8 protein-coding genes and 1 pseudogene are annotated in these 14,470 nt (G+C 41.7%); 8 read left to right on the top strand and 1 reads right to left on the bottom strand.

Features of this window, described 5'->3' with window-relative positions; genetic code table 11:
• Positions 1 to 42: 42 nt before the first annotated feature.
• From QM917_RS06210 to QM917_RS06200, 3 genes and pseudogenes are all read left to right on the top strand, one after another.
• Positions 43 to 5,235 (top strand): annotated as a pseudogene (locus tag QM917_RS06210) (SIALI-17 repeat-containing surface protein); the annotation flags it as partial.
• Positions 5,236 to 5,514: 279 nt separating this feature from the next.
• Positions 5,515 to 6,339 (top strand): phosphate ABC transporter ATPase, encoded by an 825-nt coding sequence (locus QM917_RS06205; protein WP_414285263.1) that lies wholly within the window; start codon positions 5,515 to 5,517, stop codon positions 6,337 to 6,339.
• 3 nt (positions 6,340 to 6,342) lie between these two features.
• On the top strand, positions 6,343 to 7,191 hold the full coding sequence (locus QM917_RS06200; protein WP_414285262.1) for an NAD(P)H-hydrate dehydratase: 849 nt from the start codon (positions 6,343 to 6,345) through the stop codon (positions 7,189 to 7,191).
• 23 nt (positions 7,192 to 7,214) lie between these two features.
• On the opposite strand, the gene QM917_RS06195 is transcribed toward QM917_RS06200, so the two are convergent.
• Entirely contained in the window at positions 7,215 to 7,400 is a 186-nt protein-coding gene (locus QM917_RS06195) for a hypothetical protein (protein ID WP_414257997.1), read from the bottom strand.
• 118 nt (positions 7,401 to 7,518) lie between these two features.
• Between QM917_RS06195 and QM917_RS06190 the strand changes: the two genes are divergently transcribed.
• The 5 genes from QM917_RS06190 to gyrB all read left to right on the top strand — a co-directional run bounded on the left by QM917_RS06190 (position 7,519) and on the right by gyrB (position 14,451).
• Complete coding sequence (locus QM917_RS06190) at positions 7,519 to 9,978, top strand: bifunctional DnaQ family exonuclease/ATP-dependent helicase (RefSeq protein WP_414285261.1); 2,460 nt, start codon at positions 7,519 to 7,521, stop codon at positions 9,976 to 9,978.
• A gap of 27 nt (positions 9,979 to 10,005) precedes the next feature.
• Positions 10,006 to 11,229, top strand: coding sequence for an FtsW/RodA/SpoVE family cell cycle protein (locus QM917_RS06185; RefSeq protein ID WP_414285260.1), 1,224 nt, complete (start codon positions 10,006 to 10,008; stop codon positions 11,227 to 11,229).
• A gap of 10 nt (positions 11,230 to 11,239) precedes the next feature.
• Positions 11,240 to 11,791 carry a DJ-1 family glyoxalase III gene (locus tag QM917_RS06180; protein WP_414285259.1) on the top strand — a complete coding sequence of 184 codons (552 nt, stop codon included), beginning with the start codon at positions 11,240 to 11,242 and terminating at the stop codon, positions 11,789 to 11,791.
• Between the two features lie 105 nt (positions 11,792 to 11,896).
• Positions 11,897 to 12,460 (top strand): HAD family hydrolase, encoded by a 564-nt coding sequence (locus QM917_RS06175; RefSeq protein WP_414285258.1) that lies wholly within the window; start codon positions 11,897 to 11,899, stop codon positions 12,458 to 12,460.
• Between the two features lie 44 nt (positions 12,461 to 12,504).
• Positions 12,505 to 14,451 (top strand): DNA topoisomerase (ATP-hydrolyzing) subunit B, encoded by a 1,947-nt coding sequence (gene gyrB / locus QM917_RS06170; protein ID WP_414285257.1) that lies wholly within the window; start codon positions 12,505 to 12,507, stop codon positions 14,449 to 14,451.
• The last annotated feature ends 19 nt before the right edge of the window (positions 14,452 to 14,470 follow it).

Below are 14,470 nucleotides of genomic sequence, written 5' to 3'. Positions count from 1 at the left end.
GAGAAGGGAGTAACAACCGTAGAAAATGCTTCTACTGAAGTAGCTCCTACTGAAACCAATGCAGTAACAGAACCTACGAAACCAGCTGAAGTAAATGGAACGGTGGAAAAAGCTGATACATTCACGACGGATAAACCTGCAAGTAAAGCAGAAATTGATGCTGCAAAATCTCAAGTAGCTAAAAAAGAATATACGGTATTTCCAAGACCTCAAAAGGTTACTTATGGCGATGGCGTCACTGCTCTAGAAGGAAAGGTAAATCTTGTCTTTAGCGATGGCTTAGATATTTATACACGTAACCGTGCCAAAGAAGTTCTCCAAGCTAGTAATGTGTCTTACACTACCAGTACAAAAGCTACAGAAGGGGCGACCAACATTTTCCTTGGAGTGCGTGGGAAAGCTCCTCTGGCAGAAAAAGATGTCCAAGATATTTCGTCTGGTCTATACGATAAAATTGATGCCTATGTCTTGCGCGTGAAGGACAATAAAATTTCGATCGTTGGAAAGGATACGGATGCTGTCTTCTTTGGACTAACAACCTTGAAACAGATGCTGAAGGAGAGTCCTGTCCCAGTTCTTCGCGATGTGACAGTAGAAGACTATGCAGAAGTGAAGAATCGTGGCTTTATCGAAGGCTATTATGGAAATCCTTGGACTAAGGAAAACCGTGAGGAGTTGATGCGCTATGGTGGCGACTTAAAGCTAACTCAGTACTTTTTTGCGCCAAAAGACGATCCCTATCACAATGCTAAATGGCGTGAACTCTATCCAGAAGAAAAAATGGCAAAGATTCGTGATCTAGCTCGTGTGGGGAATGAAACAAAGACTCGCTATGTATGGACCATCCATCCATTTATGCATAACAAGATGCGTTTTGACACGGATGAATTATATAAACAAGATTTAGATGTCATTAAAGCGAAATTCACCCAATTGCTGGATGCAGGTGTGCGTGAATTTGGGGTTCTAGCTGATGATGCGGCCTGGCCTGTTGGTGGCTACAATAGTTATGTTCGGTTAATGACTGACCTGACAAATTGGCTAACTGAACAAGAAACAAAATACAGTGGCCTTCGTAAAGATATGATTTTCGTTCCAGCCTGGTATATGGGACAAGGGACAGAAGATGAACTTCGTACGCTCAACGAACGCCTTCCAGAAACGGTCCATTTAACTCTAACAGGAGGAAAAGTTTGGGGTGCAGTTGACCAAACCTTCCTAACAAATTTGAAGAAGAATTTGACAGAAGGTGGCAAGAAGTATCGTCCGATTCATTTCTGGATCAACTGGCCTTGTAATGATAATACCAAGCAACACTTGATTCTGGGTGGTGGTGAAAAATTCTTACATCCCAATGTTGATTTGTCCTTGGCGCAGGGCATCATGCTAAATCCGATGCAACAATCCGAAGCTTCAAAGGTAGCCCTCTTTGATGTGGCTCAGTATGGTTGGAAACAATGGAGAAGTGCGGAAGAAGCTGAAAGAATCAATGATATGGCCTTTAACTATGTGGTCAATGGAAATTTTGAGGAAAGTGATGTATCAAAAGCCTTTCGTGAACTTGGTAAGCATATGCGCAACCAAAACCGCCCTCCACATGTCACAAAATTGGAAGAATCTGTTGAGCTTGCACCTAAATTGACAGACTTTTATAACAAATTGAAGACTGGTCAAAATGTAGATGCAGAGAGAAAAGAATTAAAGGATATCTTTGCAAACTTGAAGGCTGACGCCCTCCTTCTGAAAGAAAAAGGGGACAAGAAGCTTATTGACCAAATCCACTACTGGTTAGACAATACAGTGGATCAGATGGATGCTTTAGAAGCTTTGCTGACAGCGACAGAAGGTCTGGCTGAAAAGAATGATGCTAAGGTTTGGGAGCATTATTATGCTGGGGTTAAGTATTACGATCAGTCCATTAGTTATTCCTTCTTCTATGTAGACCATTATGAACGGGCAGAGTTTGGAGTGCAACATATTCGTCCATTTATCAATAACTTAAAGGAATACTTGGCTACGCATATCCAGACTATGCTGCATCCTGATAAACTTGTGACCACCTTTATTACCAACCGTGCGGGGATTGAAGGAGGTCTTGCAGAAGTAACAGATGGCGACTTGGATACTCATGCGATTGTCAAGACGACAACCGTTATTGAACGAGATGATTATGTAGGTCTTCGTTTCAATAAAGCCATTAAGGTTCATACGCTAGGTTTTGCTACAGGAACAAAGACAGCCGATAATTATACCTTCGGAAATGCCCTTGTCGAGTATCAAAACGAACAGGGCGACTGGGTAGCACTCACAAGTCCAGCCTACACAGGTAGAGAACGTACGCTTGAATTTACTAATCTTGATATTACGGCACAAGCAGTTCGTATGCGTGCCACTGCTAAAAAAGATAATGCTTGGCTTGCCATGCGTGAGATTGCTGTCAATAGACCGCTCGAACTTGGAAGCAAGAAGGTAAAAGGAACCATTACCCTAAGTCCAAACTTAGTTTACAAGTATGGAACCAGTGTACTTCAAATGCAAGATGGCAAAGATAACACCGAATCCATGATGGCTCATGCTAATCAAACGAATGTGACTCCAGAAAATGCTTGGGTTCAAATGGACTTGGGTGGAGCTAAGAAAGTGAAACATGTTCATCTAGTTCAAGGGGAAGGTGACAAACTAGCAGCTGGTGTCATCGAATATTCTACAGACGGTACAAACTGGAAGACACTTCAGACCTTAGCTGGGGATCGAATTTCAGATATTAGCCAAAACTTCACAGCCCAATACGTTCGTGTTCGTAATACACAGCTTCTCAGCAAATGGTGGAGAATTGCGGACTTTAGAGTTGACGTCGATACACCAAATACTGATTTGACCGTCACCAATGTCGACAGCTTGAAAGAAACGCCAGTAGTGGACAGTCATGGTCGTTATGAAATGACCTTACCTCAAGGGAATCATCTTCCAGCAAATGGCTATCTTGGCTTGAAATTGGACCGCCTCCATGAAGCTAGTTCAATTGCACTTGAAGGTGCAGGTGAAACAGGTTTGACGCTGGAATATTCAGCAAATGAAGTAGAATGGCTGAACACTGACCAACTTCCAGAACACGCCTTAGTGCGCTATGTACGCATCGTGAACAAGACAGATAAGGACAAAGCGCTTCCTACTGGAAAATTAGTCGTTAAGACAAAAGAAGTGGATCCAACTGAACTCTTATCAACCACTATGGGCATCCACCAATATTATGGTGCTAATGATGTTCGTCGCGTACACAATTTAGGTCAACTGTTTGATGGGGACTTTAATAATTTTGTAGAATTTTCTGATTATCAACGTAAAAACGGGGAAATTGTCATGAAACTAGGCACAACTCGTAACATCAAGAAGATTCGTGCCTATATTCAGGATGCTCAGCGTAATTATTTGCGTGATGGAAAGATTCAAGTCAGTGAAGATGGTAAGAATTGGACGGATGTTGTAACAGTCGGAGATGGTTTGGAAAATGAAATTCGTGATAATTCCTTGACCGACGGCTGGACACATGATTCTGCAAACCCAGGCAACCGTTATATCGAAGGTATTCTGGATCAACCTGTAACTGCTAAGTTTATGCGTGTTCTCTTTACAGCGGATTATAATGCTCGTTTTGTAGGATTTAGCGAAATCGTGATTAATGATGGTGAATTTATCAATCCTGAAAATAATCCTACAGTGACAGGAACTGGTAGCGAAGAAGCGGATAACCTGAAGAAAAATATGACTGACGGTAATGTATTGACTAGCTATGCAGCTACTGAAGATAAAGGAGAGCTTGTTTATCATTTATCTGAAGAAACCAAGGTCAATCATGTTCGCTTGATTGCTGACTTGCCAGAAGGTGCAAAAGTAAATGTCCAAGTTCGTACCTTGAATGATGCTGGTGAATCAGTATGGAAAAATTTGGGTGAAGTAAGATCAAGTTTCCAAACCTTTGCCCTTTCAGGAAAAAATCCACGGATTCTTGAGGTAAAAGTTTCTTGGGAAGGTGGAGAACCAGAGTTCTACGAAATGACTACCTTCTATCAAGAAGTGGAAAACGATCCAGCACCGACAATAAGTAAAGGCGACGAGCCAGCACCAGTGGTAGAAGTGCCAGAATTTGAAGGTAGTGTCAATGCAGTAGAAGCAGCTAAGAATGAGTTGCCAGAATACACAGATGCAATCGGCACAGTAGGAGACGAACCAGCTCCGGTAGTAGAAGTCCCAGAATTTGAAGGTGGTGTCAATGCAGTAGAAGCCGCTAAGCATGAGTTGCCAGAATACACAGAGGCAGTTGGCACAGCAGGTGATGAGCCAGCTCTAGTAGTAGAAGTTCCAGAATTCAAGGGCGGTGTCAATGCAGTAGAAGCAGCTAAGCAAGAGTTGCCAGAATACACAGCTGCAATCGGTACAGCAGGTGACGATCCAGCACCAGTGGTAGAAGTCCCAGAATTCAAGGGTGGTGTCAATGCAGTAGAAGCGTCTAAGAATGAATTGCCAGAATACACAGATGCAATCGGCACAGTAGGCGACGAACCAGCTCCAGTAGTAGAAATCCCAGAATTTGATGGTGGTGTCAATGCAGTAGAAGCAGCTAAGAATGAGTTGCCAGAATACACAGGAACAGTAGCTACAGTAGGCGATGAACCAGCACCAAGTGTTGAAAAATCAGCTGCAGAGGTTCGAATCTTGTCTGATAAGGAAACTGGAGTTCTGGTAGCAGGGCTATCTCAAGACTTGGATGCTAATCTCAAGCTTCAAGTTCACAAGGTTCTACGCCAAGAATTAGCTGGTAAGCAATACGATGCTTATCAAGTGAAATTGCTAGATAAAGATAACCAAATGGTTGATCCAAAGGGTGCAGTTCTAGTGAGATTGCCAGTCAAGGGTCAGGTTCAAGAGGTTTATCACATGAGCTTAGATCAAGGTTTGCAGGTTCAAAAGGTGACGCTAGTAGGTAACACAGTTGAATTTGTCACCAAAGATCTAGGACTTTATGCGATTGTCTATAAAAAACAAAATCAAGAACCAGTAGAATCAGCTCATGGACCAGCAGTTAATGGAAATGTTCTTGAAAATACTTCAGGTCAATCAAGTTCAACAAGACTTCCTGAAACAGGTGAAAGTCGATCTGATACAGCTGTCTTCCTAGCAAGTCTCAGTCTTGTTTTATCAGTAGCTCTACTAACTGTTAGACGTAAAGAAAAGTAATACTGATAACTCTCAGCTATAAAACAGCTAATCATTATAAATGAAGAGGCTGGGACAAAAGTCCTAGCCTCTCAATTGTCTTTGGAGTGTAGTTCAAGACGCAGTGATTGAAGTGGGCTCTACTACGCTGATTTCATAAGCTTTTACAGCCCTACTCAACTGTGCGGAGGTGGGACGACGAAATCGAATTCTAACGAATTACCGATTTCTGTCCCACTCTCTTTATTAATTGGGTAGTGAGGTGTATAATGAAAGTAAGAGAATGTGAGGAGAAGGACCATGATTGTAAAGATTTGTAATGCAGATTTTAGTCTCCAGTGGGATGGGATGTATCAATTTGCTCTTGAAAACTATCCTCAGATTAAAGAATGGGAATTGGAGAAGCTAGCAAAGTTTATTGCTTACGAACAGGACCATCATCGTCAGACCATTGTGGAATGTGAGAATCATGAATTAAATATACGAATTCATGATTACTTGCAAGAGCATAGCTATTTTCCTCCCTACAGACCAAGTCATCGCCTTGTAGCTTCTACCTATGATATCCAGAGGAAGTTGGTTACTTCCAATTATTGTAGTCATACTTGTACAGTTGAGGTGGCTCAGGCTATTTTTCAGACTGGAAAAATCATGTCGGCGGTAGAAGTATTTGGTAAAAGTGGGGCTGAGCTAGTTACAGATAGTCGTAATGCAGCTTCTGATCCAGCAGACTATTTTGACTATATCATGTTTGGATGGTCTAATACGACTTCGGGTTACCGACTCGCTATGGAGCGTTTGTTAGGACGGGCACCGTCTGAGGAGGAATTGCAAGAAAAGTTCATTCCTGGCGTTAGTTTTCATTTTCTGTATGAAGAATTAATTCAAGCACCAGGTTATATCTTTGATGGCTATCATGTTGCGAAGGTAAGAGATAGTTTAGATTTGGATACCTTTCTTCATTTGTGTATCATCCCGTCAAAAGATAAGGCTTGTTTTGAAGGTTTGATTTCTAGTCAATTACAAGATAGAGTGATTTACCTAGACTATAAGGGAGAAGGGTTACAGGATTGGAATACTAAGGTTAATCAAGTGTTACATAGTAAGGTTAAGTTGAAGGAGTAGTGTATGAAAGAGATTGATCAAGCTCTACTGAAAAAAGTGATCATCGAGCGTCCTCGTTCTAGTCATAAGGGAGACTATGGCCGTCTTCTCTTGATCGGGGGGACTTATCCCTATGGGGGAGCGATTATTATGGCTGCCTTAGGGGCTGTTAAAAGTGGCGCAGGCTTGGTGACAGTAGCAACGGATAAAGAAAATATTCCAGCTCTTCATACCCATCTTCCGGAGGCTATGGCTTTTGACCTTGATGATAAGCAATTACTTGAGCAACAGTTACAGAAAGCAAGTGTTGTCTTGGTCGGACCCGGGCTAGTGGATGATAAGCGTGGAGAAGAGCTTCTTCAAACAGTCTTTCATCATTCAAATCAAGACCAGACTCTCATACTGGATGGTGGCGCCCTATCTATTTTAGCGAAGGCTGAAATGAAATTTCCCAAAGCCCATCTAGTTTTAACTCCTCACCAAAGGGAATGGCAAGTCTTGTCAGGCTTAGATTTGGATTCCCAAGGAAGCAAGAAAACAGGAGAGGCTTTGATGAGTTTTCCTTCAGGGACGATTTTAGTCCAAAAAGGACCAGCGACTCGAATCTGGCAAGCTGGTCAAGCTGATTGTTATCAGCTGAGTGTTGGCGGTCCCTATCAGGCAACTGGAGGAATGGGTGATACTTTGGCGGGGATGATCACTGGCTTTGCAGGCCAATTTCCCCAAGCAAGTCTCTATGAAAGAGTGACGGTAGCTACCTATCTACATTCAGCCATTGCCCAAACTCTAGCTGAGGACAACTTTGTAGTCTTGCCAACCACGATTAGTCAGCATATCCCAGTCTTCATGAAGAGGATACAAAAAGACACCTGAGGTTTTCAGGTGCCTTTTAAGGATTAGAAGAGGCCTTTGACCTTATCAACAAGATTACCGATTCCTTCTGAGCCTGAAACTAAAGCTTGTGCTTGGTTAAGATACTCACCGAGTTGGTCCTTATTTTCTTCGACAAAGGTTTTTGCTGCAGCCAAATCTTTTTTCTCGATTAGCTCCTTTACTTGATTAAACAAATCTAATGGATTCATGATGTCCCTCCTTTTCTACATTTCTATTCAATCATTTTTTAGAAAAACTTGCAAGAAACTTGACCCTTCCAATAAAGTTCATGGATGTCAAATTGTGTAAATTTTGATATAATTTTTAATGATGAATTTTAGAAATGATCGATATGTTGTCGTGGATTTAGAGGCGACCAGTACCGGAAGAAAGGCAAAAATTATCCAAGTGGGAATCGTGGTCATTGAAAATGGCGAGATTGTTGACCAATTTGCAACGGATGTCAATCCCCACGAACCCTTGGATTCTCATATCAAAGAATTAACGGGTTTGACCGATCAGCGACTGGCAGAGGCACCGGAGTTTTCTCAGGTGGCTGGAAAAATTTTTGACTTGGTCAAGGACGGTGTTTTTGTTGCGCACAATGTCCAGTTTGATGCCAATTTGTTGGCAGAATTTCTCTTTTTTGAGGGCTATGAATTGCGCACTCCCCGTATCGATACAGTGGAGTTGGCCCAGGTATTTTATCCTCAACTTGAAAAATACAATCTGGGGATTCTCTGTCAAGAGTTGGGAATTTCACTAGAAAAAGCCCATACTGCCTTATCAGATGCCCAAGCAACAGCAGAGCTCTTTCTTTGTATGCGACAAAAAATGTTTGGACTGCCAAAAGGCTTATTGGAGCGCTTGTTAAGTTTGTCAGATGGTTTATTATATGAGTCTTATCTAGTTATTGAAGAAGTTTATCAGAAGCAGTCCATCCTAGTTGAACATGACCTGGTAGAAGTGCAAGGTTTATTTTTAAGAAAAGAAAAACCAGCCCTTTCTCCACGTAAACTATCTAAAGATTTCCAAACCAATATTGCCTTGTTGGATTTGGAAGATAGAGCTCCACAAGCTAGCTTTTCTCAAAAAGTTCAAGATTTTCTACAGAATGAGAAAATTGCTTTTGTGCAAGCTCAGACTGGAATTGGGAAAACCTACGGCTATTTGTTACCCGCTTTATCACTAGAAAACGAAAAAGGAATCCTTCTCAGTGTTCCTACTAAAGTTCTACAAAATCAAGTGATGCAAGAAGAAGCTCGTAGGCTGGAAGAGGTCTTTCACCTTTCGATTCATAGTCTGAAAGGACCACAAAATTACTTAAAACTAGATGCCTTTCATCATGCACTAGAGGAAGAAGAGTCCAATCGCTTGTACACACGTTTCAAGATGCAACTTCTAGTTTGGTTGACCGAAACAGAAACTGGAGATTTAGATGAGATTGGCCAGCTTTACCGTTACCAGCAATTTTTGCCAAACTTGGTGCATGATGGTAATCTTCCCAAAGCTTCTCTCTTTTGGTTGGAGGATTTTTGGAGACGGGGGCAGAAAAAAGCTCGCTCTTGCCAGCTCCTTGTGACCAATCATGCTTATCTCGTTACCCGACTTGAGGACGATCCCAGTCTACTAGAGGGCCGTCTCTTGATCTTAGATGAAGCCCAGAAGATCTTATTAACTTTGGAAAATCTTTCGCAGAAGAGTTTCGTTTTAAACGACATAGTAGACCAGCTATATCAAGCCTTAGTTCGAGAAAAAGGGACGCTTCAGAGACGCTTGATGGAGAGTATTCGCTTTGAGCTTTGTCACTTGATGGACCAGTTCCTATCTGGCAAACGAAGAATATGCCCTGCGACAACAATGGCACAGCTCCAACAGGATTTCTCAGAGTTAGAAGTTCAAAGTTTCCAAGATTATCAGCGATTTTTCTGCACTGATGGAGAATTTTGGCTATCAGCCTCAGACTTGTCTAGCAAGAAGATTGTCATTTCTTCCAGTCGCAATCAACGTCTGCTCTTTTCACAGATTTTTCCTGAGACTTGTCAGCTATTAGCTGTCTCTGCGACCTTGGAAATTAGTAGCAGAGTATCTCTACCAGAACTAATGGGATTTCCTCATGCAGCTTTTGACAAATTGGATGAGAATTTTCAAGAAAATCAAGAAATTTTGCTCGTCAAGGATTTTCCATTGGTGACAGAAACCTCTCAAGAAGACTATGCTCAAGCTCTCGTAGAAGTGCTGGAAGATTTGTCCTATCTTGAGGAACCCATGCTCGTTTTATTTACTTCAAAAGACCTTTTGTTGCAGGTATCAGACTCTCTATCTCTTTCTCATCTAGCCCAATATAAAAACGGAGATTCGGCTCAACTCAAGAAACGATTTGAAAGAGGAGACTCTCAACTCTTACTAGGGACAGGAAGTTTTTGGGAGGGAGTTGATTTTGCGACTCACCCTCGAGTGATTGAAGTGGTAACACGCTTGCCCTTCCAAAATCCAGAAGATCCCTTTACGAAAAAAATGAATCAGGAACTTCGCCTTGAAGGGAAAAATCCTTTCTACGACTACCAACTGCCGATGGCTATTATTCGCCTTAAACAAGCGATTGGTAGAACCATGCGTCGTCTTGGACAGCGCTCATCTGTCCTTATCTTGGATAGCCGAATGACAAGCAAGCGATATGGAAAGCAGATTAGCAAGGCTTTGTCACAGACTAGTCGAGTGAGAGAAGTTGGCAAAGAGCAAGTATTTTCAAAAGTTCAAGAATTTTTACACAAAAAAATAAAATAAACATCTGAAAGAATGAAGGAGACCTTTATGAAACGTTCTCTCGACTCTCGAGTCGATTATAGTTTGATTTTACCAGTATTTTGTTTGCTGGTGATTGGAGTTGTGGCTATTTACATTGCTGTCAGTCATGACTATCCACATAATATTTGGCCTATTCTCGGTCAGCAACTAGCATGGATCGTCTTGGGAATTATCATCAGCTTTGTAGTCATGTTTTTTAATACAAAATTTTTATGGCAGGCGACTCCCTATCTCTACGCCCTAGGTCTAGTCCTAATGGTCTTACCCTTGGTTTTCTATAACCCTAGTTTAGTCGCAGCAACAGGGGCTAAAAACTGGGTGTCAATTGGAGGAGTGACACTTTTCCAACCTTCCGAATTCATGAAAATTTCCTATATTTTGATCTTGGCTCGGGTCATTGTTCAATTCACACAGAAACACAAGGAAAGTGAACGAACGATTCCTTTAGACTTCCTCTTGATACTGTGGATGATTATCTTTACACTACCAGTCTTAGGTTTACTGGCCCTGCAGAGTGACTTAGGAACGGCCTTGGTCTTTGTCGCAATCTTTGCGGGACTGGTCTTGCTTTCTGGAGTATCATGGAAAATCATCATTCCAATTTTTGTAACAGCTGTATCGGGAATCGCAGGATTTTTGGCAATTTTCATCACAAAAGATGGGCGTGCTTTCATGCATCAGATTGGGATGCCAACCTATCAGATTAACCGTATCCTTGCCTGGCTCAATCCCTTTGATTATGCTCAAACGACCACCTATCAACAGGCGCAAGGGCAAATCGCCATCGGTAGTGGAGGCTTGTTTGGTCAAGGATTTAATGTATCCAATCTCCTCATTCCCGTTCGTGAGAGTGATATGATTTTTACCGTCATTGCAGAAGATTTTGGTTTTATCGGCTCTGTCCTTGTAATTACACTTTATCTTCTACTTATCTATCGAATGCTAAAAATCACTCTCAAGTCCAATAACCAATTTTATACCTACATTTCAACTGGATTTATTATGATGCTCTTGTTCCATATCTTTGAAAATATCGGTGCAGTGACAGGCCTACTACCTCTGACAGGGATTCCTCTACCATTCATTTCCCAAGGGGGCTCAGCCATTATCAGTAATCTGATTGGTGTCGGTCTGCTTCTATCGATGAGTTATCAAACGCATCTAGCCGATGAAAAGAGCGGTAAGACAAGATTTAAACGGAAAAAAGTTGTTTTGAAAAAAGTTAAATAAGGAGTAAATCATGGTTAAAGTAGCAGTTATCTTAGCAGATGGTTTTGAAGAAATCGAAGCCCTAACAGTTGTGGACGTATTACGTCGTGCCAATATTACTTGTCATATGGTTGGTTTTGAAGCCCGAGTGACGGGATCACATGCCATCCAAGTACAAGCAGATCGTGTGTTTGATGGTGATTTATCTGAGTACGACATGATTGTCTTACCAGGGGGTATGCCAGGATCAACAAATTTACGCGATCATGAACTTTTGATTGCTGAACTTCAAAAATGTGAACAAGTCGGTAAAAAAGTAGCTGCCATCTGTGCAGCACCAATTGTACTGAATCGAGCCGGTCTCCTCAAGGACAAAGAGTTCACCTGCTATGATGGTGTCCAAGAGCAAATTGCTGATGGCCATTATCGCAAGGAAACAGTAGTTGTCGATGGTCACTTGACCACCAGTCGCGGTCCAGCAACTGCCCTTGCCTTTGCTTACAACTTAGTGGAACAACTTGGTGGCGATGCTGATGCTTTGAGAGAAGCCATGCTCTATCGTGATGTGTTTGGATTAGATTAACTAAAACGAGAGGAATCTATCAATGAGGGGATTCTTCTCGTTTTTTACTGTTAAAATAGAAGGAAATCGTCGCTTTTTTGATAAAAAAATGCTATAATGAAGGGTATGAAATATCACGATTACATCTGGGATTTAGGTGGAACTTTACTTGATAATTATGAGACTTCGACCGCTGCTTTTGTGGAAACATTAGCTCAATTTGGAATCGAAGAAGAACATGATAAAGTTTACAATGCTTTGAAAGTGTCAACTGCTTTTGCGATTGACCAATTTGCCCCAACAATAGAGAATTTTTTAGAAAAATACAAGGAAAACGAAGCGCGAGAGCTTGAACATCCTGCCTTGTTTGAGGGAGTACCTGCTTTATTGGAGGAAATCTCAGACCAGGGAGGACGGAACTTTTTAGTTTCGCATCGCAATGACCAAGTTTTGGAAATCCTTGAAAAGACTGGAATTGCTGCCTATTTTACAGAAGTAGTAACAGCTAGTTCTGGCTTCAAGAGAAAACCCAATCCAGAGTCAATGATTTATTTGCGAGATAAGTACAAGATAAGCTCTGGCATCGTTATTGGTGATCGACCTATAGACATTGAAGCTGGACAAGCAGCTGGCTTAGCGACGCATCTCTTTGAAAATATCGTGACATTGAGACAAGTATTAGACATGTAAGAAAAAGGAAAATAAGAAAAAGGAAAATAAGAAAAAGGGAAAAAATGACAGAAGAAATCAAAAACCAACAGGCACAGGATTATGATGCCAGTCAGATTCAAGTTTTGGAAGGTCTGGAAGCCGTTCGTATGCGTCCTGGAATGTATATCGGATCGACTTCAAAAGAAGGTCTTCACCACCTAGTCTGGGAAATCGTTGATAACTCTATCGATGAGGCCTTGGCGGGATTTGCTAGTCATATTCAGGTCTTTATTGAGCCAGATGACTCTATCACGGTTGTTGATGATGGACGTGGTATCCCTGTTGATATTCAAGAAAAGACAGGCCGTCCTGCCGTTGAAACTGTCTTTACCGTTCTTCACGCTGGAGGTAAATTTGGCGGTGGCGGTTACAAGGTTTCAGGTGGACTCCACGGTGTAGGTTCATCAGTTGTAAATGCCCTCTCAACTCAGTTGGATGTTCGTGTTCATAAAAACGGAAAAATCCATTACCAAGAATACCGTCGTGGACATGTTGTTGCTGACCTTGAGGTGATTGGAGATACAGATAAAACAGGTACAACAGTACACTTTATTCCAGACCCAGAGATTTTTACAGAAACAACAACCTTTGATTTCGATAAATTAAACAAACGTATCCAAGAACTCGCCTTTCTGAACCGTGGCCTTCAAATCTCCATCACTGACAAACGTGAGGGACTTGAACAAACAAAACACTACCACTACGAAGGTGGGATTGCGAGTTACGTTGAGTTTATCAATGAAAACAAGGATGTCATTTTTGAAAATCCAATTTACACTGATGGAGAAATGGATGACATCACAGTTGAAGTAGCCATGCAGTACACAACTGGTTACCATGAAAATGTCATGAGTTTCGCCAATAACATTCATACACATGAAGGTGGAACACATGAACAAGGTTTCCGTACAGCCCTAACTCGTGTCATCAATGACTACGCTCGTAAAAACAAACTCCTAAAAGATAACGAAGATAATCTGACAGGTGAGGATGTCCGTGAAGGATTGACCGCCGTTATCTCTGTGAAACATCCAAATCCTCAGTTTGAAGGACAAACGAAAACTAAACTTGGAAATAGTGAAGTTGTCAAGATTACTAATCGCCTCTTTAGTGAAGCATTTTCAGACTTCCTAATGGAAAATCCACAGATTGCTAAGCGTATCGTTGAAAAAGGGATTCTGGCGGCTAAGGCGCGTGTAGCAGCCAAGCGTGCGCGTGAGGTTACTCGGAAGAAATCTGGTTTAGAGATTTCAAACCTTCCAGGGAAATTAGCAGATTGTTCCTCAAACAATCCAGCTGAAACTGAACTTTTCATCGTCGAAGGAGATTCAGCGGGAGGTTCTGCAAAGTCTGGTCGTGACCGTGAATTCCAAGCGATTTTACCGATTCGCGGTAAAATCCTCAACGTTGAAAAGGCCAGCATGGATAAAATCCTTGCCAATGAAGAAATCCGTAGCCTTTTCACAGCTATGGGAACAGGCTTTGGTGCTGAATTTGATGTTAGCAAGGCCCGTTACCAAAAACTCGTTATCATGACGGATGCCGATGTCGATGGAGCTCACATCCGTACCCTCTTGTTAACCTTGATTTATCGTTATATGAAACCCGTTTTAGAAGCAGGTTATGTTTATATCGCTCAACCACCAATTTACGGTGTTAAGGTCGGCAGTGAAATTAAAGAATACATCCAACCAGGAGCAGATCAAGAAATCCGTCTACAGGAAGCCTTAGCTCGCTATAGTGAAGGACGTTCAAAACCAACTATTCAGCGTTATAAAGGTCTTGGAGAAATGGATGACCATCAACTTTGGGAAACAACTATGAACCCAGAACATCGTCTCATGGCGCGTGTATCAGTTGATGATGCTGCAGAAGCAGATAAAATCTTTGATATGCTCATGGGTGACCGCGTAGAACCACGTCGAGAATTTATTGAAGAAAATGCTGTTTACAGTACGCTTGACGTTTAAAAAAATTTGGAAATAGTTC

The organism is Streptococcus infantis (assembly GCF_047460685.1).
In the GTDB taxonomy this organism is placed as follows: Bacteria; Bacillota; Bacilli; order Lactobacillales; family Streptococcaceae; genus Streptococcus; species Streptococcus infantis_AD.
This window is presented reverse-complemented; position numbering and strand designations above follow the sequence as displayed.

What these genes read in the sequence shown, in the direction of transcription:
- QM917_RS06205 (WP_414285263.1), top strand. Translation starts at nt 5,515, where the DNA reads ATGATTGTAAAGATTTGTAATGCAGATTTTAGTCTCCAGTGGGATGGG.
- QM917_RS06200 (WP_414285262.1), top strand. Translation starts at nt 6,343, where the DNA reads ATGAAAGAGATTGATCAAGCTCTACTGAAAAAAGTGATCATCGAGCGT.
- QM917_RS06195 (WP_414257997.1), bottom strand. Translation starts at nt 7,400, where the DNA reads ATGAATCCATTAGATTTGTTTAATCAAGTAAAGGAGCTAATCGAGAAA.
- QM917_RS06190 (WP_414285261.1), top strand. Translation starts at nt 7,519, where the DNA reads ATGATGAATTTTAGAAATGATCGATATGTTGTCGTGGATTTAGAGGCG.
- QM917_RS06185 (WP_414285260.1), top strand. Translation starts at nt 10,006, where the DNA reads ATGAAACGTTCTCTCGACTCTCGAGTCGATTATAGTTTGATTTTACCA.
- QM917_RS06180 (WP_414285259.1), top strand. Translation starts at nt 11,240, where the DNA reads ATGGTTAAAGTAGCAGTTATCTTAGCAGATGGTTTTGAAGAAATCGAA.
- QM917_RS06175 (WP_414285258.1), top strand. Translation starts at nt 11,897, where the DNA reads ATGAAATATCACGATTACATCTGGGATTTAGGTGGAACTTTACTTGAT.
- gyrB (WP_414285257.1), top strand. Translation starts at nt 12,505, where the DNA reads ATGACAGAAGAAATCAAAAACCAACAGGCACAGGATTATGATGCCAGT.